Source organism: Curvibacter sp. Hmag1.1, from assembly GCF_059769165.1.
The window spans coordinates 1,061,822-1,088,753 of record NZ_JBMBGX010000002.1 but is presented as its reverse complement, the minus strand read 5'-3'; the positions used below and the strand labels follow the sequence as shown (position 1 = coordinate 1,088,753).

Sequence of the window (26,932 nt, the reverse complement as noted above, 5' to 3'; positions counted from 1 at the left end):
CCACTGCACCCCGGCATGCTGCGGGGGCTGGGTGGCATGGGGCGCAGACGACTATGAGTACTTCCCTCCAGCTTGTACAAGCCCGCAATCTGCACCTCGCAGCGCAGGGCTTGCTGCAAGCGCCCACGCGCACGGCCAAGCCCGCAGACATAGCCGTCTGCATTCAGCGCATGGCGCTGTTGCAGATCGACACCATCCACGTTGTCTCGCGCAGCCCGTATCTGGTGCTGCATTCCCGCTTGGGCGACTACCCACGCGAATGGCTGGAGGAAACACTGGCCTCAGGCCGGATATTTGAGACCTGGGCGCATGAGGCCTGCTTTGCGTCCATGGCTGATTTGCATTTGCACCGTGCCTACAACCGCCTCACCCGCCGCCACTGGGGGCTGGCCAAAGCCGACAAGACTCACGTGGCGCAGCGCCCCCATCTCGACAAGCTGCTGGAGCACATACGCACCCATGGACCTGTGAAGTCGTCGGACTTTGAAAGGCCCGAGGGCAAGGGCGGCGCCTGGTGGGGCTGGAAGGACGAGAAGCGCTGGCTGGAGGCACTGTTCGGGTTGGGTGAGCTGATGATTGCGCGGCGCGAGAACTTTCACCGTGTCTATGACCTCAGCGAGCGCGTCGCACCACAGTTGTTGCAACCCGCGCCGGAATTGGCCCCTGCGGAACTCGACACTGCGCTGACTGAAAAAGCGATTGCGGCGTTGGGCATCACCCAGGCGCGCTGGGTGCACGACTACTTCCGCACCAAGCCCCGCCTCAAGGACACAGACCTCGACACCCTGGTGGAGCAGGGCAGGGTAATGCGTGTGGAAGTACAAGGCTGGGATGCGGCGGGCTATGTGCATGCCAGCCACGCCGCACTGCTTAAAAAGGCCATTGCCGGCCGGCTGGAAGCCACGCACACCACTGTGTTGTCGCCCTTTGACCCGGTGGTGTGGGACCGTGAGCGAGCCTCTGTCTTTTTTGATTTCGATTATCGGCTGGAGTGCTACACGCCCGAAGAAAAGCGTGTCTATGGCTATTTTGTGTTGCCCATCCTGAGTCGCGGAGAACTTATAGGCCGGCTGGATGCCAAGGCGCACCGCGCAGAAGGCGTATTCGAGGTGCGGGCGCTCCATGTGCAACCCGGCACGGTGTGGACCGCTGCACAGGTGGCCGATGTGGCGCAGGCTCTCCAGCGCAGTGCCGATTGGCACGGCACCCCCAAAGTGCGCATTACCCGCACACAACCGGCCAATGTCGCGGCTGCACTTCGACGTGCGCTCAAAGAGGCAGTTGCAAGCTGATCCAAGCGGGCGACTGCGATAACCCCGAAAGTTTTCCGGATTTTCCTTGCCGCTCTGCACGATGTAGTTGTGTTTGAGACTATCCAGTCTTTATTCAAACTCAGGAGATTGCACATGGTGACTCGGCGCGACTTTTTTGTGGGCGGTGGAGCCGCATTGGCTGCGTATGCTGCGGGTTCGTTCATGCCCTTGGGCGCCCAATCGGCGCCGAACTTCGGGGCGCCCAGCGTGGTGCAGGTGGGATTTCGCAAGCAAAAAATCGGCGATTTCGAGGTTATCGCCCTGAACGACGGCGTGACACGCCGCCCGCTGGCTGCCGAGTTTGTGCGCAATGCCCCCTTGGGCGAAGTGCAGGAACTGCTGCGTTCGCAAAACCTGCCGACCGAGTACCTGGATGTGCCCTACACCGCCTTCCTCGTGGTTTCGGGCAACCGCAAGGTCCTGATGGACACCGGCTTTTCGGACAACGGTGGCCCCACCACCGGGCGCTTGCTGGCTAACCTGAATGCAGCAGGCTACAAGGCCGAGGACATCGATACCGTGATCCTGAGCCACTTCCATGGCGACCACATTTTGGGTGTGCGCAACAAGGCAGGCCAATTGGTGTACCCCAACGCCAAGATCATGGTCCCGTCCGTTGAGCACGCGTTCTGGATGGACGATGCCCGTATGGCCGCAGCACCTGACGCCATGAAAGGCGCCTTCCAGACCGTGCGCCGCATGCTGGGCGGATTGAATGACAGCCAACTGGTCAAATTTGAAGCAGGTACCGAGATTGTTCCCGGCATCAAGAGCATCGCGGCCTACGGCCACACACCGGGCCACACACTGTTCATGGTGGAAAGCAAGGGCGAAAAGTTTGCCTACTTGGCTGACATCACCAACGTGCCGCAACTCTTTGCCCGCAACCCGGATTGGGCGGTGCAGTTTGACATGAACGCCGAAGACGCGCGCGTGGCCCGTCGCAAGGTATTTGACATGATCGTGGCGGACAAGGTCATGGCGGGCGGCTTCCACTTCCCCTTCCCGGCATTCGGCCGCGTGGAAAAGCTGGGTAACGGCTTCGAGTTCAAGCCTGTCGCCTGATTCCCCGGTAACCCGAAGTCGAGCCCTGCTGGCGCTATGCTGGCGGGGCTTTTTTACGGGGATAACAAGATGAATGTGGTGTTTGATTTCGGCGCGGTGTTGTTCACCTGGCGCCCGGTGGATTTGATGATGGAGTGCTTTCCACAGCGTGCAGCTACCCGCGCTGAGGCAGGCCACCTCGCCCATGAGGTGTTCGGCCACGCCGAATGGCAGGCCTTTGACCGGGGCACCGTCTCCATGCCCGACGTCATTGCGCAGGTTGGCCGGCGCGTGGGCCTGGACGCCACAGTGTTGGGCACGCTGGTAGAAAGCATTGGCGACCGTCTTTCGCCCATGCCCGAGTCGGTGGCGCTGTTCCATCAGTTGGTGGCCTTGCGTGCGCAGCGCGCAGCAACCGGAGGCGAGCCCTTGCGCCTGTATTACCTCTCCAACATGCCTGTGCCCTATGCCCGAACACTGGAGCGCATGAACCCGTTCCTGAAAGAATTCGACGGCGGCATTTTTTCAGGCGACGAGCTGCTCATCAAACCCGAGCCGGCGATCTACCAGTGCCTGCAAACGCGCTACGCCCTGGAGCCCGCCAAGACGGTTTTTCTGGACGACCTGCTCCCCAACATCCAGGCGGCGCAGGCCGAGGGCTGGCACGGCATCCACTTCCACAACGCGCAGCAAGCCACCCAAGAGCTGCAAGCCCTGGGTTTAAGCGAAATCAGCCTCTAGCGCCTATGGAGTAAGCGCGAGCAGCTATCAAAAGCATAGTAAGAAAGATGTAAAAAAGCCCCGCAAGGCAAAACCGAGCGGGGCTTTTTTATTGGGTTTGCAGTCGAAAGCAATAACGCCACATCGACGCAGCATGAGGTGCCAGGCCAAGGAGCAAGGGCGCAGACAGTACCTAAGGTACGGCAAGCCCTTGCAACGCCGGCATGGCGCCTCAGGCAAGGAGCAATTACATGCCCATGCCGCCCATGCCGCCCATGCCACCCATATCAGGCATACCGCCGCCAGCAGCTTCTTCCTTAGGAGCTTCAGACACCATGCACTCGGTAGTCAGCATCAGGGAAGCCACGGAAGCAGCGTTCTGCAGAGCAGTACGTGTCACCTTGGTGGGGTCCAGAATACCCATTTCGATCATGTCGCCGTAGGTGTCGTTGGCAGCGTTGAAGCCGTAGTTGCCCTTGCCGGCCAACACAGCGTTCACCACCACAGAGGCTTCGCCACCTGCGTTGAACACGATCTCGCGCAGAGGCGCTTCGATGGCCTTCAACACCAGCTTGATACCGGCGTCCTGGTCGGCGTTGTCACCGGTGATGGTGCCGGCAGCTTGTTTGGCGCGCAGCAGAGCCACGCCACCACCAGCCACAATGCCTTCTTCCACAGCAGCGCGGGTAGCGTGCAGGGCGTCTTCCACGCGGGCCTTCTTTTCCTTCATTTCGACTTCGGTAGCAGCGCCCACCTTGATCACGGCCACACCGCCAGCCAACTTGGCCACGCGCTCTTGCAGCTTTTCACGGTCGTAGTCGGAAGTGGCTTCTTCGATCTGGATGCGCACTTGCTTCACGCGGGCTTCGATGTCAGCAGCAGCGCCAGCACCGTCAATGATGATGGTGTTTTCCTTGCCCACTTCGATGCGCTTGGCAGAACCCAGGTCAGCCAAAGTCACTTTTTCCAGGGACAGGCCGATTTCTTCTGCAATCACCTTGCCGCCGGTCAGGATGGCGATGTCTTCCAACATGGCCTTGCGACGGTCGCCGAAGCCGGGAGCCTTCACAGCCACCACCTTCAGGATGCCGCGGATAGTGTTCACCACCAAAGTTGCCAGGGCTTCGCCATCGACATCTTCAGCAATGATCAACAAAGGACGGCCAGCCTTGGCGACTTGTTCCAGGGTGGGAAGGAGGTCACGGATGTTGCTGATCTTCTTGTCGAACAACAGCACGAAGGGGTTGTCCAGCAAGGCAGCTTGCTTTTCGGGGTTGTTGATGAAGTAGGGGGACAGGTAGCCGCGGTCGAACTGCATGCCTTCAACGACATCGAGTTCGTTCTGCAGGGACTTGCCGTCTTCCACAGTGATCACGCCTTCTTTGCCCACTTTGTCCATCGCGTTGGCGATGATTTCGCCGATGCTGTGGTCGCTGTTGGCAGAGATGGAGCCGACTTGGGCGATTTCTTTGGAAGTGGTGGTGGCCTTGGAAGCCTTCTTCAGCTCGGCGATCAAAGCAGTCACTGCCTTGTCGATACCGCGCTTCAGGTCCATGGGGTTCATGCCGGCGGCAACGTACTTCATGCCTTCGCGCACGATAGCTTGAGCCAGCACGGTAGCGGTAGTCGTACCGTCACCCGCATTGTCAGAAGTCTTGGAAGCGACTTCCTTGACCATCTGCGCACCCATGTTTTGCAGCTTGTCTTTGAGTTCGATTTCCTTGGCCACGGACACACCGTCCTTGGTCACGGTAGGGGCGCCGAAAGAACGCTCCAACACCACGTTACGGCCCTTGGGGCCCAAAGTCACTTTGACCGCGTTGGCCAAAATGTTCACGCCTTCAACCATGCGTGCGCGGGCTTCGCCGCCGAAAATTACGTCTTTTGCTGCCATGTTTGGCTCCTAAGATTTAAGTAAAAAGGACTGCCAGCGCGCATCAGATATGCGCAACCAGCTATGAATTCAGTAGCGGATCAGCTTAGGCTTCGACGACTGCGAACAGGTCGTCTTCCTTCATGACCAGCAGCTCGTCGCCGTCGACCTTGACGGTTTGGCCGGAGTACTTGCCGAACAACACGCGGTCGCCGACTTTCACGGTCAGGGCCTTGGTTTCGCCCTTGTCATTGGTCTTGCCGGGGCCGACAGCCAACACTTCACCTTGATCTGGCTTTTCAGCAGCGGCATCAGGAATGTAGATACCGGAAGCGGTGCGGGTTTCGTTTTCAACGCGCTTCACAATCACGCGGTCTGCCAAAGGGCGCAGTTTCATGAAAAATCTCCTAAATAGGGAAACAAGGAACACCAGGCGCTGCCAAAAAGCAGCAGCGTCCTGAGAACTAACCCGGCGGTGCTGTTAGCACTCGATGCCAGTGAGTGCTAATGATAAGGGGTTTTCCGCCCGTTTCAAGAGCAGCCGGTGGTTCTCAAGGGCTATTTCTCCCGATGTTTGCCTGACGTGAGCGACTTGAAATCCCGGTTTGTTGGATTCCTTGGCTTCCTCTATAGTCTGGTTTTCGCGCGTTGAGCGCATGGGCAAACCTGCCGAGAGGCAGGGACGCAAAGCCTCCGGTCCTCCCTGCAAAGCAGGCGGATAGCGGGGTTGCTTTCAACAGCCTTGGCTGTGGAAACGGCGTCATGCCCTCCGGATGCAAAGTACTGGAGTCCACACCATGAAGCAAACCAAGCCCTTTGGACGGGCTTACATCCCCGCAACAGAAGCCACGGCGGCCCGGAATGCCGAGACGCAAGCGCCCGAGCCCCCGGCGGATCGAGAGGATGGTGGAGCAGCACCCACCGGCAGTGCCGATTTGTTCAGTCTGAGCGGCGGCGCCCTTCCCATGGACTCGCCCGAAGTCGCAAGCCCTTGGCAACAAAAAATCCGGGAGTGGTGTTCCTTGGCGGCCACCGTCATCGCATTGCTCACGGTGTATGTGCTGCTGCGGGACAGCATGGCCTTGGCCAACTTGCTGCAGCAGGTCACGACCGAAGAAACGGTGATGATCTGCAAGGACGGCAAGATGGTCTACCCCGACTACAGCATCCTTGACCGGCTGATGAACAACGGACGCTTCTTGTGCACCGAGTGGAGCGTGCAACGCGGCTTTCTCACGCTGCCGCGTCACTGATCGCAGTTCAACGCCAGTTCACAAGCCGACAGCGGGCTGCATCTGGGCCGGGTGCAGATAGCGCCAGCGCCCTATCCAGCAGGCCAGCAGCATGGAGATCAATCCGCAAGCGGTGACCAGCAGCATGGGCGATTGCCAGGCGCCCCCATAGGCTCCGAACATGGCCGCCTTTACCGCCCGCACCACCCAGGTCATGGGCAGCCAGGGGCTGATGATTTCATACAAGCCACCACTCAGTTCCACCGGCAAAACGCCACCCGATGCCGACAGCTGCACCGCCAGAAACACCATGGCGAATACCTTGCCCGCATCGCCCAATGCGCGCGTGAGCAGCATCACGATCATCAAGAAAGACAGCCCTGCCACTGTCAGGCACAAGGCAAAGGCAGCGGGATCAAAAATACGCACCTTCAAGCCCCACAGCACTGTCAGCCCCAGCACCAGCGCCTGTAACAGCACTACCGTGGCCGGCATGGCAATCTTGCCGATGAACTTGGCCGGCGGTGAAAAGCGCTTGGCATGCCGCGGCATCACGCGGATGTGGATCAGGAAAGCCGCCACACCGGCACCCAGCCAGAGTGCCGCGGGAATCACGTTGGGCGCAAAGCCGCTGCCGCTGTTGCCGACCACGGCATCGACTTCAATAATGGGTTTGACCGAGTTGGCCAGACCTTCCGGGCTGCCTTCCGGTGTCTCAATGGAAGCCGGCAGCGAATGGGCCAGCAAATCCAATCCACCTGAAAGTGCTTGCGTGCCTGTTTTGAGTTTTTGCAAGCCTTCAGACAAGGCACCGGCACCATTGCTGAGCTGATTGCTCCCGGCATCCAGCTCGTCGAGCTGGCTGTCTTCGGGCAGCTTGGTCACGGCTTGGCGAATGGCGCCGGTCATGGAGCGCATGCCGTTGGTCAAGGTGCCTACTCCGGCGGCCACCCGGTTGGCCCCGTCAGCCAGTTTCTTTTGTCCTTCGGAGGCATCGCGGATGCCATCGTCCAGCTGATTCATGCCGCCCGCGAGTTGCCCCACGCCTTCCTTGACACGGGTGGACACCAGCAGGCTGTCGTCCGCCTCTGTCTTGAAGGCCATCACGCCTTCCAGCAACTTGTGGCTACCACCCTGCAGCTCGTCCATGCCTTTGCCAAGGTCCACATGGCCCGCCGCCAGCGCGTCGGCGCCGGATTTCAGTGCATTGAGGTCAGAGTTGCGTGGGCGTTTGGAATCCAAGGTGCGCAGTCCCCCGCTCAGTTGTTTGAACCCATCGGTGAACTGCCCGACACCGCTGTGCAGTTTGACGGAGCCATTGGACAAGGCACGCCCGGCATTGGCGGCTTGCAGCGCGCCGGTGTTGAGTTCCATGGCACCTTCGCGCAGGCTGTTCACGCCGGCTCTGAGCTGGTCCACGCTGCGCTGCGAACCGGCCGCATTCGTGAGCACCATGGCCCAGCGTCGCTCGTTCAGGCTCTCGTTCACCTCATGGCCCAGCTCATTGGCAAACTGTTTGGCAATAACGGCGGTCTGGTAGTTGTTGCCCTCAGAGGCGTAAATCACCAACTTGCCACCGCCCGGCATGGCCCCGGGAATGGCGTTGGAGCTGAAGTCCTTGGGAACTATCAATGCGAACGCCACTTTGCCCATGCGCACGTCCTGGCGGGCATCCTCCGCGTGCTCGTACGTGACGTAGCCAAATCGTGCGCTGCGCTCCAGGCGCGTGATCACCTGGGAGCCGATGTTGAACATGTGGTCTTTGTATTCCACGCCATCGTCCAGGTTCACCACCGCCACGCGCAAGGCATTGGTGTGGGAGGTCGGGTCCCAGACGCTGGTGAGGTAGATCGATGCGTAGACCGATGGCAATATGGCTACCACCAACACCGCCAAAAGCATCTTGGGGTGCCGCAGGATGACCTTCAGCTCCTGCCGGGCTACGTACGCAATTTCGTTGAAAAAGGTCATGGCGTTGGCGTGTTGTCCGGGGCTGCCGGCGTGTCAGGTCTGGCCGGCGCCGGTGTCCACGCATGCGGCGGTACCGTTTTGGGGTGCGCAGGGTCCGCAATGTACTGTGGCGACATGATTTGCACCCCGAAGGTGTTGAACACATCCTGAATATTGGCGTGCAGGGCGCTGAGCACCATGGCGCGCGGGCGGGGTTCTTCCGGCACGGCCTGACACACCAGCCGATAAACGGGATACCAGTCCGACAGGGCGGTCTGGAAGACTTGCGGCGGCGGGTCCACCAGAATGCCTTCTGTGCGTACCGCCGCGTCGATCAGCATCGCGTGCACCTGGCGCCACGGCGTGTCATAGCCTATGGTGACGGTGGTGTCCACCACATAGCCAGCACCTTGGACCGCGCGCGAGTAGTTTTTGGTGGTGCCGGCCAGGATGCTGGTGTTGGATATCGTGAGTTCCTCACCCAAGCCGGTGCGAATGCGGGTGGCAAACATGCCCATCTCTGTCACGGTGCCCTCTTGCTCCGCCAGCCGCACGTACTCGCCCTTGCGATACACCCGGCCGTAGGTCAGTATCAGACCGCTTGCAGCCTGACCGACCAGGTTGGACGCACCGAGTGAAATCATCAGGCCCACCAACACCGACAGGCCCTTGAAGGCTTCGGTACCGGCTCCCGGCAGATAGGGGTAGGCCATTGCGAGTGCGAACAGCCACACCAGCACTTTGGCGATGCGGCGTGTGGGCACGGCGACATCGGCATCCAGCCAAGCGAGTGTGTGCTCGCCTTCGAGCACGCGCTCGAAAAAGTTGTCCAGCCCACGTGTCAGCATGCGCGCCAGGTAGAAGATCACCACCGCCGTGAAGAGGCCGGGCACCGCACCCACCATGGCATTGCCCGCTGTGGCTGCAAAGTCCATCAGATAACCGTTGAGTGCTTCGCCCCATGCGCGGGTGAAGGGAAAGCGCCTCAGCACAAAGCTCAGCCATTCGTACACCACGAGGAACAGCATGATCCGCAGCACCAGGGTGATGGCCCCCCGCACCACAGCGACCACCCAGTTGCGGTTCACCAGGGTGATGCCGCCCACTTGCAGCTTGGTGGCGTGCTCAGCAGACAGCTGCATCAGCTTGCGGCTGATGGCAGTGCCCAACTGGCGCAGGGCCAGCCATACGGCCGCAGCAATGGCAGACGCGGCCACTGACCATGCCACCGCTTTCAGCACCGCATCCAGATTCCGGCTTTCCTTGCTTTGGGAGATCACGGTTTCCAACGCAATTTGGGCCTTGGCGGCCGTCGTCTCCAAGGTGTCCTGTTGGCTCTGGTCGACCTCCGCTTCGGTGACCACAAAGGTCGTGGCACCGTCAATCTGCACCAGCACTCCCATGGCATCCGCTTTGCGCGAGACGCGGTGCGGCCCGTCTTTGTCCAGCTGGTCTTTGAGCCGGGCGTGTGCGCGCTGGGCGCGGTCAGGGGCGGAGACGCCGCCCAGCTCTCCGCGGAAAGTGATCAGGGGGCGGTTGAAAAAGCTCAACGTCGCTGATGTGGCGCCGGCGTTGGCTACCTGGTTGGCCGTGGGGTTTGCCGGCAATGCGCTGGGTGCCTGCGCCGTCGCGGACAGGCAGTGCATCAAGGCAAAACAAAAAGCCAGGAAAAATTTCATGGGGAGATGTGAACAAAGTCACACCCACTATACCCATTAGATCGTCCGAAAAGCGCCGGAAGCTGTGGCTTTAGGATGTAACTTGCAGGTAACGCGCCACATGCCGGCGGTCGGTCCAGTCTTTGAGCCAGTTCAGGGTGCGGCCGGTGGCGCTGTAGCTGCCCCAGCTGGCTACCGCTTGCTGGCTGCCACCGAACAAAAAGTGCAGCGCGTGGGACGTATCCCGCACCGCATGCAGGCTGGCACCGGTGGTGGCGGCCGGCAGGTTGTGCACCAGGGCCTCGCTCTCATCTTGGACGGAGAACACTTGGCTGTGGCTGGTACTGCGCTGGTAGGCATCGATGGCGACTTGACCCTGGCCATCCAAGGCCAAGCCGCTGTCGGCCAACCACGCGGGAGACTGGGATTCGAGCGCGATCAGGGGCACATCGCAGGCCAGGTGAGCGCCGCAGCCCAGGTGCACGGACTCTGCGCTCATGCCCACTGCCACATCCTGCAGCACCGTGATGCGCTGGGCCTTCATGGCGGCCACCAGCCGGGCGTGCACCGGGCTGTCCAAATCCACGCCGCCGTCACCGGGCTTGATCACCAGGGTCACGGCGCTGGAGGGCAGGCGCTGGCGCACGGCCAAGGCAAGTTCCAGGGCGGCTGTGTGGTCGCCGATCACAGTCACCCGCAGCGCCTTGCTGTTGGCGAGCTCACACACCCGCGGCCATAGCAGGGCAAATGTCTCCAGCGGATGGGCAAACAGGCCGAACTCGCGGGCGCCGGGAATGTCGCGCTCGATCTGCTCGCGGTTTTGCACCGGCCCGGTGTTGATGGACAACCAGTCGTAATGCTGGCTGCTGCCGTCATCGAGTTGCAGCGTCTGGCTGCCGGCATCCAGCGATTTGACGCTGCGCTGCAGCCAGCGGATGCCGGCGCGCCGCACCAGCGGCTCCAGCGGAATGGCGCATTCGTCCTGGCTGTAGCGGCCGGCCACAAAGCCGGGCAGCATGCCGGGATAAATGGTGCGGGGGAAGGGGGCGACCAGAATGATGCGCATCTCCGGCAGCGGCTTTGCCGCCAGTGCCGAGAGCACCTGCAGGTTGGCCATGCCGCCACCCAGTAACACCAGCTGGCGGGGCTGGTAGCCACGCGCGTCTGCCGCGTGGGCGGAGTCCACATCCTGCTTGATATGCGCAGCCAGAGCTTTCATGCCGCTATTGTTCCACGATTGGGGCGGGTTTGACAAATAAATCAGCCTCCAGCGCCCACCGAATATGCGCGAGCAGCTATGGAAAGCATAGCGTTTTCCCTGCTTGTGCCTGCAACTGTGGCTAGGGTTTCACAAGGGCAAGCCCTTTGACAAAGGCCAGACTGCTCCCACCGGTGTTGTCACTGTCCGCCCCGACGACCACGGCCAACAAGGGCGGTACGGTCGCGCTTTCATCTCCGAAGGCGCGCACAAAGTCGGCGTTCAAGTCCCGTGCATGGCTGACCCAGGTTCCGGGCCGCGCCGGGCCCTGGTCCAGCACGATAAAGCGCAGGCGTTTGCTGTACACATTGTTCACCACTGTGCCCGGCGGCTGCAGGCGGTCCCAGACGTAGCACAGCGTGGCACCCGGCAGGTTTTCGCCGCTAAGCGTACGTGCTAGGCGAAGCAGGTTGCGCTCCACGAAAGGAATGTTGGCAAGAGGCAGGTCGAACATGGCGCAGACCTTGAGCGCCACGTCGTCCCCTTCCTTGCGCTGCAGGTCCGCCTGGGCCAGACCTTCGTCCAGCCGCCACTGCCATTGCAAACGGTTCTCGCGGGTGCCGGCAGGCAGCGCGTGGCTCAGTGTGCTGTAGCTCTTGTCGCTGCGCAGGCGCAGCACAGGCTCTGCGCCTTGCAGCACGATGTCGGGCGCCATCAGCGGCACCTTGCCTCCGGGCAAGCCCACCGCCCGCCATGGCGCGGGTGGCGTGCCGGGGCCTGTCGCCTCCAGCGGTGAGAGCGGTGTTGCGCCTAGGGCCTGCGCCCACACCATGGACAAGCTGCACCACGCCGATACAGCAAGAAAAGTGACTCTGGCGCTCATGGAACTTGCGCGAGCAGCTACTCTTTTCATAGCGGTCGCAGGTCGATGGTGATAGGCAGTTCGCGGGCAGGTAATGCACGCACACGGCCTATGGCGCAAGCTTCTGGGTAGCCCTGCGCTCGCAGTGCTCGCAAGCAGCCATCTACCGCCGGGGCGGGCACGGACGCCAAGAGTCCACCGGCGGTTTGGGGGTCCACCAGCAACGGCCACAGCGGGTGGCCCATGGCCTGTGCGGTGTTTTGCACCACATGCTGCTGGCGGGCATTGGCGCCGTGCAGGGAGCTCAGCAGGCCCTGCTGCACACACTCCAGCGCGCCATCCAGCAGGGGCAGGGCGGCGGCATCCAGCACGACTTGCACGCCACTGGGGCGGGCCATTTCCACGGTGTGGCCGATGAGGCCGAAGCCGGTCAGGTCGGTGCAAGCGGTGGCGCCAAAGGTGTGCAGGGTCTGCGCGGCAGTCTTGTTGCTCTGCGCCATGCTCTGCAGCGCAGCTTGTACCCAGCGGCCTTTGGCGGCTGCATGGCCATGCGCGGCAAACAAGGCACCAGTGCCTATCGGCTTGGTCAGCAGCACCACATCGCCGACTTGCATGCCGCCTTTGCGCAGCACGCCGGTCATTTGGCCATGGCTATCGACGTCCACCAGGCCGTTCACTGCAAAGCCCAGTGCCAGCTCGGCACCCTCGCCGCTATGACCGCCGATCAGCGTGCATCCCGCCGCATTGAGCACCTCGACCGCGCCCTGCATCATCTGGCGCAGGGTGGCTTCAACCTGCCGGTCCACGCCCGGCGGCACGGTGGCGATCGCTGTGGCAGTGTGGGGCTGGGCGCCCATGGCAAACAAGTCGCCCAGTGCATGGTTGGCGGCGATGCGGCCGAACACATAGGGGTCGTCTACAAAGGCGCGGAAGAAGTCCACGCTGTGCACCAGCGCTTTGCCGGGCGGCACGCGCACCACGGCAGCGTCGTCCGGGCTGTCCAGGCCCAGCAACACATCGGGGTTGGGTTGCACCCACAGGTTTTGCAGTGCACGGGAGAGCACGCTGGCCCCCACCTTGGCGCCACAGCCTCCGCAGCGCATGGCGACTGCAGCTTGCGCCTGTTGGGCTTCATCAGCGCTGAGTTGAATGGATGAGTTGGCGGAAGTCTTGGCCGGAGTCATGTTTGAGAGGCCGGCGAGTCCATCCACGCCTTGCACGCTGAAGCGCTGCATGAAACGGCGGTCTATCCAGTCTTTCCAACGCCAGACCCAGGCACCCGCAAAGCCGAGCGCGCCGCGTGAGGCCACGGCAAATTTGTCACCGGTGCTGATTAGCGCCAGCCAGTGGCGCTGCGGGCGGTAGAGCTGCAGGGGCAGGCCCTGGACCGCACGCTGCAGGTTGATGGCCAGCGGCATGCCCATGCGCACGGCAAACACACCGGCCTTTTCCAACGCAAAGTTCTCCATCGCTGCCAAGTCGCCCGCCGCAAATACGCGCGGGTCGGTGATGCTTTGCAAAGTGTCGTACAAGCGAATGCAGCGGTTGTCAGTCAGGGCCAAGCCGGTGCCTTGCAGCCAGGCGCCACCGCCGGCTTGGGTAACCCAGAGTACCTCGTCGGCGTCAAACCATTCGTCTTGCGCGCTGCGCAAGCGGCCCGCCTGCACTTCCGCCACGGGTGTTTGCAAGTGCACCTGCACGCCGCGCTCGGCTAGCACTTTGGCAAAGCGCCTCTGTATACCCGCGTTGTGGGTGGGCAGCAAGCCATCCGAAGTAAACAAGTGGAACTGCGGTGCCAAGTCTGCCCGCCCTGCGGCTTGTGTCTCGGCACTCAGCCGGTACTGCATGGCCAGGCACAGCTCCACGCCGCCTGCGCCACCGCCCACGATGGCGATCGTTGGCGGCCGCACGGCCTGCGCCACCTTGTCGAGCAACTGCAGCCAGCGCTGATTGAAACCGGTAATGGGTTTGACTGGCACTGCATATTCAGTGGCGCCCAATGCGCGCATCTGTGGCGTAGAGCCGGTGTTAATGGAGACCACGTCGTAGGCTATGTCGGGCCGGCCGCGCAGTTGCACTGTGCGCGCCTCGCGATCCAGACCAATGACTTCAGCTTGGATGAAGCGTGCGCCGGTGGCGGCGCACAGGCGGCACAGGTCGATGTGCACATCGTCATAAGCGTAGTGCCCCGCCACATAGCCGGGCAGCATGCCGGAATAGGGCGTGTGCGCGTCGGTACAAATCAGGGTGATGCGCACGCCGGGCAGCGGGTGCATGGCGAAGTAGCGCAGCGCCACCACATGGCTGTGGCCGCCACCCACCAACACGATGTCTCTGACGATGGGTGTGGCGGGTGTTTGCATATCTTTGAATTGTGCAGCGTCAGGGCAGAGGTTTCAGCGCCGGGCCGCCCCAAGCTGAAACGCGCCCCCTCGGGGGGGCAGCGACCCGCAAAGCGGCGGAGTGTGGGGGCACTGCCTTAGCTGCGCTTCCAGTCGTGGAACTTGCGCACCCATTCCAGGAGCTTGTGGGGTTGGTGCGCGCGCTTCCATTCGCCGGCGGCGTATTTGTTGGCTTCGGCCAGTGTGGGGTAGGTGTGGATCGTGCCCAGAATCTTGTTGAGGCCCAGCCCGTGTTTCATGGCCAGCACGTACTCGGCCAGCAAGTCGCCGGCGTGGGTGCCGACGATGGTCACGCCCAAAATCTTGTCTTTGCCCGGTACGGTCAGCACCTTCACAAAGCCATGGGCCTCGCTGTCCGCAATCGCGCGGTCCAGGTCGTCAATGCCGTACTTCGTCACCTCGTAGGCAATGCCTTGCTCTTTGGCGTCCTGTTCGTTCAAGCCTACGCGTGCCACTTCGGGGTCGATAAACGTGGCCCAAGGGATGACCGAGTAGTCTGCCTTGAATTTCTTGAAGTCGCCGAACAGCGCGTTGACTGCCGCATACCAGGCCTGGTGCGCCGCGGTGTGCGTGAACTGGTAGGGCCCTGCCACATCGCCCGCCGCAAAGATGTTGGGGTAGATGGTCTGCAGGTACTCGTTGGTTTGCACCGTCTTGTGGGTGGGGATCCCCAGCTCTTCCAGGCCGTAGCCGCTAAGGCGCGCTGTGCGCCCCACGGCGCACAGCAGTTGGTCGAACGCTATGCGCTTTTCCACACCGGCGTGTTCCACCACCAGCACTTTCTCGCCATCGACCATCTCGCAGCGCAAGGCCTTGTGGCTGGTCAGCAGGTCCACGCCATCGGCGCGCAGGGCCTTGGAGGCTAGTTCCGACACTTCCGCATCTTCCCGCGCCATGATGCGCGGCGCCATTTCCACCTGGGTCACGGCAGAGCCCAGGCGCGCAAAGCTTTGCGCCAATTCACAGCCAATCGGCCCGCCGCCCAGCACCACCAGGCGCTTTGGCACTTCGTCCAGCTTGGCGAACTCGTCCCACAGCGTGTCGCTGGTCACATAGCCCACCTCGTCCAGACCCGGTAGCGGTGGCACAAACGGCCGTGCGCCGGCTGCAATGACGATGCTGCGGGTAGTCAATGTTTGTTTGCCGCCATCATTGAGCGCAATTTCCACCGTCCAGGGGTTGATGATCTTGGCGTAGCCCTGCAGCACTTCCACGCCCAGTGCGGTGTAGCGTTCCACGCTGTCGTGCGGCTCAATGGCGACAATCACGTCATGGATGCGCTGCATCACCGCCTTGAATGAAAACAGGTTCTGGCGCCCGTCGGATGTGCGCAGGGCGCTATGCAAACCATAGCGCTCTGCATGCTGCATCTGGTGCGCCAGCTTGGCGCTTTTGATCAGGGCTTTGCTGGGCACGCAGCCGTAGTTGAGGCAGTCGCCGCCCATCTTGTGGGCTTCCACCAGTGTGACCTTGGCTTTGACTGCCGCTGCAATATAGGCAGACACCAGCCCGCCCGCACCCCCGCCGATGACGATGAGGTTGCGGTCAAAGGTTTGCGGACGCACCGCGTTCCAGCGGGCGTAGACCTTGCGTTGTTGAATGAAGTTCATAAGCGCCTTAGCAACGAGAGGAAACACACCGAGCAGCACAAACGCGCCCAGCAGCTGGGGGCTGGCAATGTCCTTGAGCGACTGCAGCTCTGCCAGCCGCGTGCCTGCGTTCACGTACACCGCCGTGCCGGCCAGCATACCGAGCTGACTCACCCAGTAAAAGGTGCGGGTGCGCATGGTGGTCAGGCCCATGGCGAGGTTGATCACAAAAAACGGCACCACCGGAATCAGCCGCAGGCTGAACAGGTAAAGCGCGCCGTCCCGCGCCACACCCTGATTGATATCTGCCAATCGTGCGCCAAAGCGCGCCTGCACCATGTCCCGCAACACAAAGCGCGCTGCCAGGAAGGACACCGTGGCGCCCAGGCTGGACGCAAACGACACCAGCAACAGCCCCCAACCAAGGCCGAACACACCACCACCTGCCAGCGTGAGGATGACTGCACCCGGCAGGGAGAGCGACGCCACCAGCACATAAAGGGCGAAGTAGGCAGCCCGCAAGCCCCAGGGGTTGGCGGCGTATTGCGCAGCCAGCGCGTCCTGGCTCTGGCGCAGAGCCTCCAGGCTCAAAAAACGGCCTAGATCGAAGACTACAAAGGCTGCAATGGCTGACGCTGCGACCGCCAGCACCAGGATTTTGGAAGCTTTCATGCGGGGCCTTTCAGGAGAAAGCGCGCCAACCCCACCAGATGCGGGTGGCAGTGGTCACAGCGCACAAGGCGGCAAAGGTGTAAGCCAGCACATCAAAATGCGCAGGCCAAATGCACATGGCCACAAAGAAGGCCAGCGTCTCGGTGGCCTCGGTCAGCCCGCCCAGAAAGTAGAACGACTTGTCGGGGTAGGCCAGGTTGTCCATGCCGCGCTTGGCGGCGAGGGCGGCAAAAGCCAGAAAGCTGCTGCCGGTGCCGATGAAGGCCGCCAGCAGGGCGGCAGCGGGCAGGGCGTGAGTGGCGGGGTTGGCGACGGCAAAGGCCAGCGGAATGCTGGCGTAGAACACAAAGTCCAGCGAAATGTCGAGAAAGCCACCGGCATCGGTAGGCTGCGTCTCCCGCGCAACCGCACCGTCCAAACCATCCAGCAATCTGGAGGCCAACAAGGCGATAGCGCCCATGGAATATGCGCCAACAGCTATCAAAATCGCAGCAAGCATGCCGACAGCAAAACCGGCGAGCGTCACCATGTTGGCACCCACACCGGCACGCACCAGCACACGTGCGATAGCCTGCAGCGGGGGGCGTAGCAGCGTGGTTGCGAAGCGGTCTAGCATGGGTGGTGAGTCTACGTGTCGGTGGCTTACCCGTCAGTCGCGCAAGGGAAGCGCTTCTTACAGTTCGCCCAGGCGGACCAACAGGTCCCGGTCCGCAACGTCTGCCGCGTCGTGGGTCACCAGCAGAGCGGGGATGCCACGGCTGCGCACCAGCCCGAACACCAGTGCGCGCATGCGTTCGCGCAAGGCGGCGTCGAGTTTGGAGAAGGGTTCGTCCAGCAGCAGCGCTTGGGGGCGTGCCACCAGTGCGCGCGCCAGGGCCACCCGTGCCCGTTGGCCGCCCGACAAGCGTGCCGGGTCAGCGTGGGCAAACTCTTGCATTTCCACATCCTGCAGCGCCTGCTGCACCGCTGATTCCCTCGTGGTAGCGGGGCCTGCGGGCACGGCGAAGAGCAGGTTCTCCCGTACAGTCATGTGCGCGAAGAGTAAATCGTCCTGAAACAGGATGCCCACCTGCCGCGCCTGCACCGGCAGGTGGTCAATCCGCTGCCCATGCAAGTGCACCGTGCCGCTCCAAGACATGCCGGGTTCCAGGGTGCCGCACACTGCCGCGAGCACGCTGCTTTTGCCACAGCCACTGGGCCCCATGAGCGTGTGGATAGCGCTGGGGGCGATCTCCACCTGCAGGTCGCGAACCAAAACGCCCGCGGGGCTGGTGAGGGTGGCGATGTGAATCTGCAGGCTCATGGCGCGATGCGGATGGTGCCGTCGGCATCGACGGTCAGTGGAATAGACAACAGCGACTCGCCTTCGCAGTCACCCGCGGTGCACACGCCGTCACTCCACCGGTAATGGGCATAGTGCACATTGCACGTGATTTGCACATGGGGCTGGAACTTCAACAGGCCTTGCTGTGCGGCCAGCGGCACGCCGAAGTGGGCGCAGCGGTTCACATAGGCCCGCACTTCCGATCCACTGCGCAGCAAAAGGTAGCGGAACACGCCCGAGCCGTCACTGTCGGCCGCATCTTTGGTCTCCGCCATCGTCGCACTGCCATCCGCCAGCTTGCCCGTGTGGCCCAGCACTGTGCCGGGCCTAGGCGCGCAAGGTACCTCATGCCAATGCCGGGGTTCAGCGGGGTGGTGCGTGGGCGTAGTCGTCATGCTTGCCATTGTGACTTTGCCGGCACGTGAGCCGGCCAGCACCGCGCACGACCCATCCAGGCAGCCAGCCCGAAGGCCAGCACCGGCAGCATCCATTGCAGCCAGGCGAATGCCGACGTCAGGGAGCGCTGGCCGCCAGCGGCCAGCGTCACCGCTTCAGTGGTGACAGTTTGGAACCGGCCTGCCCCCACGTACAGGGTGGGCAGATACTGGGCCACGCTGACCGCAAAGCCTATCGCCCATGCAGCTGCGAGTGCGCTACGCAGCAGCGGCCACTTGACCCGCCACAAAAACACTGCATAAGGGTGGCCCAGGGTAGCGCTCACCATCTGCAGGCGGCGGTCAAACCCGAGGTAGGGGCCCTGCAGCGCCATCAGCACATAAGGCATGCCAGCCAGCGTGTGGGCCAGCCATAGCCCAACGCCCGTGGTGTCCAGACCCCAGGCCAAACTGAAGCGGTGCACGCCCAGCACCCACAACAGGGCGGGCAGCACCAGTGGAACCATCCACAGCGGCATCAGGCGTTGTTGCCAGCGCGCCGGTGCCCACTCCAGCCACGCCACGGTCCACACCAGCGCTGCGGTGCTGCTGGCCAGGGCCAGCCACACACTGGTCCACAGGCTGCTGTGGCTGCCGACGACCTGCTGCCAGGCGGACCACGTCAGGTTCTGCGGCCACAACGCCGGGAATTGCCAGGCCCCCGTGATGCTGCCCACTAGCAGTGCAAACATGACAGCGGCATACACCAGCAGCAAGCCAACGAGGGAACCGGGAAGCGATGCCGCGAGGAGATTTCGTTTCTCGGAGCTAGGGGTTCGCATATCGTGACCCAGCGGTCCCCGGGTCCATCGCTTCCGCCAGAAACTCAGTTGCCACATGCCCCAGAGCACCACTGCACTAACCGCCAATACCAACGCCAGACACCAGGCCGCAGCGGCACCTTGCGCGTTGACAGTGGGGTCTGCATCCTGCAGCCATTGCCAGGCCAGCATGGCCAGTGTGGGGGGGCGTGGTCGGCCCAATGACCAGCGCTACATCCACCACCGTGAGGCCATACGCCCATACTCCCAGCAGAGGCACCGCCAGGCGCGGCAGTAACTGCGGCCAACCCACCCGCCACCAGGCTTCTCGCTCGCTGTAGCCCAGCGTGTGGGCGAGAGTGAGCTCCTGCCGCAGGCGGCGCGCCACATCTGGGCGTTGCAGGTGCGCCAGGGCGGCCCACAACAAAAACGGGACCTCCTTGAGCACCAGTACGAATATCAGGCCCAGTCCCCACGGATCCTGGGTGGTGGGCCAAGGCGGCGGATCCGTCAGACCGGTGCCCCAGGGCGAAAAGAGTCGCAACAGCCAGCCGCTGGGCGCCAGCAGCGCCACACAGCCAATAGCAAACGCCGCATGGGGAACCGACAGCAGGGGTGCCAGCCAGCGCGCCAGTCGGTTACTTCCCTCCAGCGATCGCAAGCGGCCCACGGTTGCGGCCAGTATCCAAGCGGTCATTCCCAGCGCGAGCAGGGTGGATGCCAACCCGGTCCAGATACTCTGGTACAGCGCCCGCCACACCAAGGGTTCTTGCCATAAGGCCCGCCAGGCTTCGAGCTGAGCGGCAGACGCCCCTGCAGCAGCCAAGCTCCAGAGCATGGGCAATGCCACCACAGCTGCGAGCGCAGCGGCCGTGACATGGCGGGCGGATGAAAGGCCGGAGGTGGCGGGGTGCAAGAAAATCCCTCTTCGGAGCGCAGAAATCGGTGCGTTCTATCCTACACACTGGGGGTTCACCTCCCGGTGTGAGCGCCACAGGTTCGTCAAGCCTCCCAATCCATCGCGCCTTTGGCCCATTCGTAGGCAAAGCCTATGCACAAAATGCCGAGGAAGACCATGCCCGCGATAAAGCCGGGCAGCCCTATCTCTTTGAGTGCCAGAGCCCATGGAAACAGGAAGGCGATCTCCAGATCAAAGATGATGAACAGGATCGCGACCAGATAGAAGCGCACGTTGAACTGCATGCGCGCATCGCCAAAGGGCTCGAACCCACATTCGTAGGCCGAGCCCTTTGCCGGATCGGGCCGGCTGGGCCCCAAAATGTAGCCCGCCAGCTGAGGGAGCACTCCCACTGCAAGTCCTACTGCAATGAACAGCAGGACCGGTAGGTACTGCTCCAGGTTCATTCGACCTGCTGAATGCCGGCCAATACCCAACCGCCGTTACCTTGGCGAGCCTTGGTCAGGTGCCAGATTTCGTCGAACGTTTCGTCGTCGCAACCTGCACCGAAGCGGATAAAGCCTGTGAACTTCACGCTCACCAGATAGCGGTTTGCTTCTTCCACCACCTCCAGCACGGTGGTGTCGATACGGACCACCTCGCTGGTCTGGGTAACCGCTTCGCGCTCCGCAAAGTCCAGCTTGATTTCAGCAAACATTTCAGGCGTGGTGAACTCACGGATATCGTCCAAATTGCCAGCGTCATAAGCAGCTTGCAAGCGGATGAAGTTCACCTTGGCATTGCGCTCGAAACCTGCACGGTCAAAGTCGGCGGGAATGGCAGCGCTTGCGGTTTGCGCGCCGATGCCGGAACCGATCAATGAGCCAGAGGACGAACCACCGAGGCCGGAGGGTGCGGGAGTAGCGACCTTGAATGCTTGGTTGGATGTGCCTGTGCCGGCGCCTGAAGCAGCACCAGCCGGCATCATGCCGCCTGCACCGGCCATGCCACCTTGGCGGGCCATGGCCCGCTTGCGCATGATGAATCCGATGATTGCCATCACAGCGAAGCCTACCAGGGCCATGGTCATCATGGAGGCGAGCTCGTCACCGAAACCGAAGTGAGAAGCCAGCGCGGCAATACCCAAACCAGCGGCCAAGCCGGCAACAGGACCCATCCAGGAAGGCTTGGAAGCGGCCGCTGCACCTGCGCCGGCAGCAGGCGCTGCATTTTGTGCGGTAGGCGCGGAAGGCGCCTTGTCTTGCACAGCCTGGCGTTGCGTGCCCATGGATTTGCCGGAACCCAGACGCTTGGCGGCCTCGGCATCCATGGAAACACTCGCGATGCCCAGTGAGAACACCACGGCCAATACAGATAAAAGCTTTTTCATCGTCATCTCCTAAAAACAAAGGACAGGTTGGAGATTACGGATGATGAGTTTCAAGAAAAACCAGTGTTTAGTGGAAATTCATTCCTATAAAAACTGAATGAAAGGGCGCTTCCCGCGTGGCGACTTACACGACACCCTGCAGCACCCTCAGCACCAGCGGATGTTGGACCTTGCGTTCAGTGCCCACCGCATAGAAGTGCTCCACCACGTCTTCACAGGGCCCAAGGCGCTTGACGCCATAGTGCGCCAGCAGGTCGTCTTGAACCCATTCGGCCGCCGGAAAGGCACCCATGCCGCTGCCGCCAAAGGTCTTGAGAAGGGCGCTGTCTTCAAATTCCCCCACGATGCGGGGCCGGATGCCGATTTGCTCGAACCAATGGTCCAGCCTCGCACGCACGGCGGTGTGGGCTGTGGGCATGAGTACCGGCATGTCGGCCAGGCTGTGGGGAAACTTGCGACCTCCGGCGCGCACCATGGCCGGGGTGGCATACCAGGCCATGGGCGAACTTCCCATGGCGTGGCTGTAAAGCTTGATGTTGGGGTTGGCCGGCGCGGGGCGATCGGAAAACACCACATCCAGTCGGTGCAAGGCCAGGTCGCCCAGCAGGTCTTCCAGCTCCCCCTCGTGGCAAATCAGGCGAAGGTTCGGTTCGGCGATCACCGGCTGCAACAGTCGTCGCACCACCAGCTTGGGCAAGCCATCAGAAATTCCGACTGCCAGGCGCGTGGCCGGTGTACTGGCCGCATCGCGTACCAGAGTGGGCAGGTTTTCGCCGATCTGGAAGATCTGGTCGGCCAGCTGCATGGCCGTGACGCCGGCATCCGTGAGGACAAGCCCACGCCCTGCTGGTTTGAGAAGGGCGTAGCCCAGCGAGCGCTCCAACTCCCGCACTTGTGCGCTGACGGTTTGCACTGCCATGTCCAGCTTGTCGGCGGCCCGGGACATGCCCCCTTCCTTGGCCACCACCCAGAAGTAGTACAGGTGCTTGTAGTTGAACGAGGTGCTCATATTCAGTTTTATAGGGAATTTAACTAAGTAATTATCTGCTTTTTACGCAATGAAGCGCGGGCTAAGGTCGGGTCTTGTTCATCGCTTGGAGAGGTTTTATGCAAGTCATTTTCGAATCCCGACACCCTCAAGGCGGTGCCTTGCGGGAAGAGGCCCTGCAACGTGTGCGCTTTGTATTGCGCCGCTTGGGCGCTGTAGTTCCACGCGCCAAGGTCATGTTTACCGACATCAACGGCCCGCGCGGTGGCGTTGACAAACACTGCCTGTTGGAAGTGAAAACCGAGAAGTCCGGTGTGCTGGTCATTTCTTCCCTGGCGAGTGACTGGCGTACCGCATTGGACGAAGGTCTGGACCGTTTGGTGCGTGCTCTGACCCGCACCCTGCACCGTCAGCAAAAGCCCGTTCGCGGACGCTTGGTCAAGCAGGACGCGGAGACACTGTGATGGATATCGATTTTTTTACCCCGCAGTGGATCGGCCTGGCCCTGTCGCTGCCGGTGATGTATGCCGCTTGGCATGAGTACTCCGCCCGCAATACGCGCGATGCCAAGTTGCTGGCGGGCTTTGGCGTAGGTGGTTTGCTGTTGTCTGCCGCCGGATTTGCTTTGTGACCCCAAGGAGCCTGATATGAAATGCCCCCATTGCACCGATAGCACCCTGGTGATGACCGAACGCCAGGGCGTGGAGATTGATTACTGCCCGTCTTGCCGCGGTGTCTGGCTGGACCGTGGCGAGCTCGACAAACTGCTGGAAAAGGCCTCCGGCCCTGCGGTGGCTGCGGTGCCCCCGGCGCGCGTAGCCCGTGCACCGCAACACCGCGACTTTGAGGATTCTGATTTCCAGGAATACAAGCGCTACCCGCAGAGCCGCAAGAAGTCGTGGTTGCACGAAATATTTGATTAGTCCTGAGAGAAGGTGGCCGGCGTCTGCGGGGGCTCAGTACCTCAGGTGATCTTGAAAACCGTGATCACTTTCTTGCCGCCAACTTTCTCTTCATAAGCCGTCCATTGCTTGATACCTTTGACCAGCACCGTGTTGCTGATGTCCTTCACCGGCTGTTTGGCTTTGAGCTTGGCGGTCACCCAGTCTTGCATGTGAGGCAACAGGGGACCTTCCACCCCGGTGGGGATGAACAGGAGCTTGCCGGCGACGGTACCGGCGGGTTTGCATTGCAATTCTGTGGCGGGCATGGTGTTGGTGCTGTGAAATGATTATTGCGCTGCGTTTTCAGCTTTGTACACCAGCACCTTGAGCGCGCGCTCCGGCTCGACATCCGCGAAAACTGCGGGATTCGGCAGGCGCTGCACGAATACAAGGGAAGGCGCTTGTTCCTGCACATGACATTTCAGGAAGGCTGTGTCCAGCTCAGGCGCATTCAGGCACACCAGCGCATGGCCGCCCGGGGCAAGCAACTCGGGCAGGCGGCGAACCAGGCGCGCGTAGTCTTTGGTGGCAACAAAGCTGCCTTTCTGGTAACTGGGCGGGTCCAGCACCACGAGGTCGTAGGGGCCACTGCGGGTGATCTTGCCCCAGGTTTTGAAGATGTCGTGCCCCAGAAAACTCACACCGCTCTCGATGCCATTGAGCCGGTGGTTCTGTTGGCCGGTGGCCAGCGCGCCTTGGCTCATGTCCACATTCACCACATGCCGCGCACCGGCCTGCAAGGCCACCACAGAGAACGAACAGGTGTAGGCAAACAGATTCAGCACCCGGAAGGCATAGGTCTTGGGGTGGGCCGCCACATAGTCGCGTACCCAGCGCCTGCCCTCCGCCATGTCCAGAAACAGGCCGTGGTTCTGCCCCCGCAGCACATGCACCTTGTACCGGGTGCCTGACTCCGTCACCACATGGGGCTCAGGCACCGCCCCCGACATCAGTCGGGTGTCCGCCAGCCCTTCGGCGCGGCACTGGAAGACCCAGTTCAGCGCCTGCCCGGGGCTGAGTGTGTGCCAGCGCGCGGACAACGCGGCACCGATGGTGGCTAACTCATCCTCGCTCACCGGTTTGAAGCTGGTGAGCACCAGCACCGGCGGGTACCAATCCAGCGACCATTGCTCGCATCCGGGGTACAGACCGCCGCGGCCATGAAAAAGGCGGCAGGCGTCGGGGGAGGAAATGTCCATCGAGGCGATGGCGTGGAGCAGAGCTTGCAAAGTGAAGGGCCTTCAATGGATGACTAGGCTGGGAGTGTATGCATCGCAGCTCCCACAAAAATGCCTATGGCGGGTATTGGGCAATCCAATTGGTGATTTCGATAGCTAAAACCTAAACTGCAAGGCATACCGATTTACCAACCGCAACAGGAGATTCGCATGACCACAGAAGCCAAGTGCCCCTTTCCCCACGCAGCCCGCAGCCACACGCAAGCCGCTGCGCCATCGAACGCCGATTGGTGGCCCAACCAATTGAAGTTGGGCATCCTGCACCAGCACGCACCGGCCTCGAACCCCATGGGCGAAGACTTCAACTACGCCGAAGAATTCAAAACGCTTGATCTCGACGCCGTGGTGCAAGACCTGACCGCGCTGATGACCGATTCACAAGACTGGTGGCCCGCCGACTGGGGCCACTACGGCGGCCTGATGGTGCGCATGGCTTGGCACTCGGCCGGCACCTACCGCACGGCAGACGGCCGTGGTGGCGCCGGGTCCGGCAGCCAACGCTTCGCCCCGCTCAACAGCTGGCCGGACAACGGCAACCTCGACAAAGCCCGCCGCCTGCTCTGGCCCATCAAGCAAAAGTACGGCCGCAAGCTCTCCTGGGCGGATTTGATGATTCTGGCCGGCAACGTGGCACTCGAATCCATGGGCTTCAAGACCTTCGGTTTCGCCGGCGGCCGTGAAGACATCTGGGAACCCGAGCAAGACATTTACTGGGGTGCCGAAAAAGCGTGGCTGGCCACCAGTGACAAGGAAAACAGCCGCTACAGCGGTGACCGCAAACTCGAGAGCCCTCTGGCTGCCGTGCAGATGGGCCTGATCTACGTGAACCCCGAAGGTCCGGACGGCAAGCCCGACCCCGTGGCCAGCGGCCGCGATGTACGCGAAACCTTTGCCCGCATGGCCATGAACGACGAAGAAACCGTAGCTTTGGTAGCCGGCGGCCATACCTTCGGCAAAGCGCACGGCGCTGGCGACCCCACCCTGGTGGGCCCCGAGCCGGAAGCTGCTGGCATTGAAGAACAAGGCTTCGGCTGGATCAACAAGTTGGGCAGCGGCAAAGGTGTGGATACCACCACCAGCGGCATCGAAGGCGCCTGGAAGCCCAACCCCACCACCTGGGACAACGGCTACTTCGACATGTTGTTCGGCTACGAGTGGGCGTTGACCAAGAGCCCTGCCGGCGCGCACCAGTGGGTCGCCCAGAACGTGAAACCCGAGCACATGATTCCGGACGCGCATGACGCTTCCAGGAAGCACCCGCCCATGATGACCACGGCCGACATGTCGCTGCGCATGGACCCCGCGTACGAGAAGATTTCGCGCCGATTCCACCAGAACCCGGCCGAGTTTGCCGACGCGTTTGCGCGTGCCTGGTTCAAGCTCACCCACCGCGACATGGGCCCCCGTGCCCGCTACCTGGGCAAGCTGGTTCCCGCTGAAGTGCTGAGCTGGCAGGACCCGATTCCCGGCGTGGACCATGCCTTGGTGGATGCCGCCGATGTAGCTGCGCTCAAAGCCCAAGTGCTGGCCTCCGGCCTGAGCATCTCTGAGCTGGTGAGCACTGCGTGGGCCTCTGCCTCTACCTTCCGCGGCAGCGACAAGCGCGGCGGTGCCAACGGTGCCCGCATCCGCTTGGCCCCGGCCAATGACTGGGCGGCCAACCAGCCTGCGCAGCTGGCCAAGGTGCTTGGCAAGTTAGAGGCGATTCAGCAAGCCTTCAACTCCGCGCAAACCGGTGGCAAGAAGATCTCGCTGGCCGACTTGATTGTCTTGGCAGGCAGCGCTGCGGTGGAAGCGGCCGCTCAGAAAGCGGGTCAAACCGTGACCGTGCCTTTTGCCCCCGGCCGCATGGATGCCTCGCAAGCGCAAACCGATGTGGAGTCCTACCAGGTGTTGGAGCCGGTGGCAGATGGCTTTCGCAACTACACACACAAGGGGCTCGAAGGCGTGGCTGCCGAGTTGCTGCTCGACAAGGCCCAGTTGCTCACCCTGAGCGCACCGGAGATGACAGTGCTGGTCGGTGGTCTGCGTGCCCTGAATGCCAATGTGGGCCAAGCCCAGCATGGTGTGTTTACCACCCGTCCTGAAACGCTGAGCAACGACTTCTTTGTGAATCTGCTCGACATGCGTACGAAGTGGACTAAGGCGACGGAGGCCGGCGTACTCGAAGGCCGTGATCGCCAAACCGGTGCCCTGAAGTGGACAGGCACCGTGGTGGACCTGGTGTTCGGCTCCAACTCACAGTTGCGTGCCCTAGCAGAGGTGTACGCCACCAATGACGCGCAAGCCAAGTTTGTGCGCGACTTTGTGGCCGCATGGACCAAGGTAATGAACCTGGACCGTTTCGACCTCGTCTGAGCTAAGTGATGGTGACTGCCGCCGCCTTCGGGTGGCGGCCTACAACCCCGCTGTGTTGCCGGTACGTCGGTCATGCAGCGGGGT

Annotated in this window: 26 protein-coding genes and 1 riboswitch; of the genes, 8 read left to right on the top strand and 18 right to left on the bottom strand. The window is 62.1% G+C overall.

The window, feature by feature from the left end; all coding sequences use genetic code 11:
• The first annotated feature begins 53 nt into the window (after positions 1–53).
• The 3 genes from ACOAP0_RS05695 (at position 54) to ACOAP0_RS05685 (ending at position 3,098) form a co-directional block, all read left to right on the top strand.
• Positions 54–1,292 carry a winged helix-turn-helix domain-containing protein gene (locus ACOAP0_RS05695; RefSeq protein WP_498375228.1) on the top strand — a complete coding sequence of 413 codons (1,239 nt, stop codon included), beginning with the start codon at positions 54–56 and terminating at the stop codon, positions 1,290–1,292.
• Between the two features lie 114 nt (positions 1,293–1,406).
• Positions 1,407–2,378, top strand: a complete 972-nt coding sequence (locus ACOAP0_RS05690; RefSeq protein WP_498375229.1) for an MBL fold metallo-hydrolase — start codon at positions 1,407–1,409, stop codon at positions 2,376–2,378.
• Between the two features lie 36 nt (positions 2,379–2,414).
• Positions 2,415–3,098, top strand: coding sequence for an HAD family hydrolase (locus tag ACOAP0_RS05685; RefSeq protein WP_498375230.1), 684 nt, complete (start codon positions 2,415–2,417; stop codon positions 3,096–3,098).
• 226 nt (positions 3,099–3,324) lie between these two features.
• Here the strand turns inward: ACOAP0_RS05685 and groL are convergent, their stop codons facing one another.
• Both groL and ACOAP0_RS05675 read right to left on the bottom strand, forming a co-directional pair.
• Positions 3,325–4,971, bottom strand: coding sequence for a chaperonin GroEL (groL, locus tag ACOAP0_RS05680; protein WP_087495028.1), 1,647 nt, complete (start codon positions 4,969–4,971; stop codon positions 3,325–3,327).
• Positions 4,972–5,056: 85 nt separating this feature from the next.
• The gene (locus ACOAP0_RS05675) at positions 5,057–5,347 is read right to left on the bottom strand and encodes a co-chaperone GroES (RefSeq protein ID WP_087495027.1); all 291 of its coding nucleotides are present in this window, start codon (positions 5,345–5,347) and stop codon (positions 5,057–5,059) included.
• 252 nt (positions 5,348–5,599) lie between these two features.
• Positions 5,600–5,685, top strand: a riboswitch (cyclic di-GMP riboswitch).
• A gap of 62 nt (positions 5,686–5,747) precedes the next feature.
• Between ACOAP0_RS05675 and ACOAP0_RS05670 the strand changes: the two genes are divergently transcribed.
• Positions 5,748–6,203, top strand: coding sequence for a hypothetical protein (locus tag ACOAP0_RS05670; protein WP_498375231.1), 456 nt, complete (start codon positions 5,748–5,750; stop codon positions 6,201–6,203).
• Between the two features lie 18 nt (positions 6,204–6,221).
• Here the strand turns inward: ACOAP0_RS05670 and ACOAP0_RS05665 are convergent, their stop codons facing one another.
• The 14 genes from ACOAP0_RS05665 to ACOAP0_RS05600 form a co-directional block, all read right to left on the bottom strand.
• Entirely contained in the window at positions 6,222–8,153 is a 1,932-nt protein-coding gene (locus ACOAP0_RS05665) for a YhgE/Pip family protein (protein WP_498375232.1), read from the bottom strand.
• Positions 8,150–9,811 (bottom strand): mechanosensitive ion channel family protein, encoded by a 1,662-nt coding sequence (locus tag ACOAP0_RS05660; protein WP_498375233.1) that lies wholly within the window; start codon positions 9,809–9,811, stop codon positions 8,150–8,152. The genes ACOAP0_RS05665 and ACOAP0_RS05660 overlap by 4 nt, the downstream gene beginning before the upstream one ends.
• A 70-nt stretch (positions 9,812–9,881) precedes the next feature.
• Entirely contained in the window at positions 9,882–11,009 is a 1,128-nt protein-coding gene (locus ACOAP0_RS05655) for an FAD-dependent oxidoreductase (RefSeq protein ID WP_498375234.1), read from the bottom strand.
• Positions 11,010–11,130: 121 nt separating this feature from the next.
• Positions 11,131–11,871 carry a DUF3047 domain-containing protein gene (locus ACOAP0_RS05650; protein ID WP_498375235.1) on the bottom strand — a complete coding sequence of 247 codons (741 nt, stop codon included), beginning with the start codon at positions 11,869–11,871 and terminating at the stop codon, positions 11,131–11,133.
• Between the two features lie 26 nt (positions 11,872–11,897).
• On the bottom strand, positions 11,898–14,213 hold the full coding sequence (gene selD, locus ACOAP0_RS05645; RefSeq protein WP_498375236.1) for a selenide, water dikinase SelD: 2,316 nt from the start codon (positions 14,211–14,213) through the stop codon (positions 11,898–11,900).
• A gap of 116 nt (positions 14,214–14,329) precedes the next feature.
• Positions 14,330–16,513, bottom strand: a complete 2,184-nt coding sequence (locus tag ACOAP0_RS05640; RefSeq protein WP_498375237.1) for a dihydrolipoyl dehydrogenase family protein — start codon at positions 16,511–16,513, stop codon at positions 14,330–14,332.
• A 10-nt stretch (positions 16,514–16,523) separates the two neighbouring features.
• Complete coding sequence (locus tag ACOAP0_RS05635; protein WP_498375238.1) at positions 16,524–17,129, bottom strand: CDP-alcohol phosphatidyltransferase family protein; 606 nt, start codon at positions 17,127–17,129, stop codon at positions 16,524–16,526.
• A gap of 57 nt (positions 17,130–17,186) precedes the next feature.
• On the bottom strand, positions 17,187–17,816 hold the full coding sequence (locus ACOAP0_RS05630) for an ATP-binding cassette domain-containing protein (RefSeq protein WP_498375239.1): 630 nt from the start codon (positions 17,814–17,816) through the stop codon (positions 17,187–17,189).
• Positions 17,813–18,232: a Rieske (2Fe-2S) protein gene (locus tag ACOAP0_RS05625; RefSeq protein ID WP_498375240.1), complete on the bottom strand. Its 420-nt coding sequence runs from the start codon at positions 18,230–18,232 to the stop codon at positions 17,813–17,815. The genes ACOAP0_RS05630 and ACOAP0_RS05625 overlap by 4 nt, the downstream gene beginning before the upstream one ends.
• Positions 18,229–19,224, bottom strand: a complete 996-nt coding sequence (locus ACOAP0_RS05620; RefSeq protein WP_498375241.1) for an ABC transporter permease family protein — start codon at positions 19,222–19,224, stop codon at positions 18,229–18,231. Before ACOAP0_RS05620 ends, ACOAP0_RS05625 begins: the two co-directional genes overlap by 4 nt.
• On the bottom strand, positions 19,130–19,948 hold the full coding sequence (locus ACOAP0_RS05615; protein WP_498375242.1) for a hypothetical protein: 819 nt from the start codon (positions 19,946–19,948) through the stop codon (positions 19,130–19,132). Before ACOAP0_RS05615 ends, ACOAP0_RS05620 begins: the two co-directional genes overlap by 95 nt.
• Positions 19,949–20,034: 86 nt before the next feature.
• Entirely contained in the window at positions 20,035–20,397 is a 363-nt protein-coding gene (locus ACOAP0_RS05610; RefSeq protein WP_498375243.1) for an NADH-quinone oxidoreductase subunit A, read from the bottom strand.
• On the bottom strand, positions 20,394–21,320 hold the full coding sequence (locus tag ACOAP0_RS05605; RefSeq protein WP_498375244.1) for a Tim44 domain-containing protein: 927 nt from the start codon (positions 21,318–21,320) through the stop codon (positions 20,394–20,396). Before ACOAP0_RS05605 ends, ACOAP0_RS05610 begins: the two co-directional genes overlap by 4 nt.
• Positions 21,321–21,444: 124 nt before the next feature.
• On the bottom strand, positions 21,445–22,329 hold the full coding sequence (locus ACOAP0_RS05600; protein WP_498375245.1) for a LysR family transcriptional regulator: 885 nt from the start codon (positions 22,327–22,329) through the stop codon (positions 21,445–21,447).
• Between the two features lie 98 nt (positions 22,330–22,427).
• On the opposite strand from ACOAP0_RS05600, the gene ACOAP0_RS05595 reads away from it, so the two are divergent.
• Genes ACOAP0_RS05595 through ACOAP0_RS05585 form a run of 3 tightly spaced genes read left to right on the top strand, consistent with a single transcriptional unit; the run spans position 22,428 to position 23,231 of the window.
• The gene (locus ACOAP0_RS05595; RefSeq protein WP_313877242.1) at positions 22,428–22,772 is read left to right on the top strand and encodes an HPF/RaiA family ribosome-associated protein; all 345 of its coding nucleotides are present in this window, start codon (positions 22,428–22,430) and stop codon (positions 22,770–22,772) included.
• Complete coding sequence (locus tag ACOAP0_RS05590; protein WP_313867515.1) at positions 22,772–22,939, top strand: hypothetical protein; 168 nt, start codon at positions 22,772–22,774, stop codon at positions 22,937–22,939. The genes ACOAP0_RS05595 and ACOAP0_RS05590 overlap by 1 nt, the downstream gene beginning before the upstream one ends.
• Before the next feature lie 16 nt (positions 22,940–22,955).
• Entirely contained in the window at positions 22,956–23,231 is a 276-nt protein-coding gene (locus tag ACOAP0_RS05585; RefSeq protein WP_498375246.1) for a TFIIB-type zinc ribbon-containing protein, read from the top strand.
• 41 nt (positions 23,232–23,272) lie between these two features.
• Here the strand turns inward: ACOAP0_RS05585 and ACOAP0_RS05580 are convergent, their stop codons facing one another.
• Both ACOAP0_RS05580 and ACOAP0_RS05575 read right to left on the bottom strand, forming a co-directional pair.
• Positions 23,273–23,518, bottom strand: coding sequence for a hypothetical protein (locus ACOAP0_RS05580; protein WP_087495010.1), 246 nt, complete (start codon positions 23,516–23,518; stop codon positions 23,273–23,275).
• Between the two features lie 21 nt (positions 23,519–23,539).
• Positions 23,540–24,481 carry a class I SAM-dependent methyltransferase gene (locus ACOAP0_RS05575; protein ID WP_498375247.1) on the bottom strand — a complete coding sequence of 314 codons (942 nt, stop codon included), beginning with the start codon at positions 24,479–24,481 and terminating at the stop codon, positions 23,540–23,542.
• Between the two features lie 159 nt (positions 24,482–24,640).
• Here ACOAP0_RS05575 and katG point away from each other — a divergent pair, with 159 nt between their 5' ends.
• Positions 24,641–26,848, top strand: a complete 2,208-nt coding sequence (gene katG / locus ACOAP0_RS05570; protein ID WP_498375248.1) for a catalase/peroxidase HPI — start codon at positions 24,641–24,643, stop codon at positions 26,846–26,848.
• Positions 26,849–26,932: the final 84 nt, after the last annotated feature.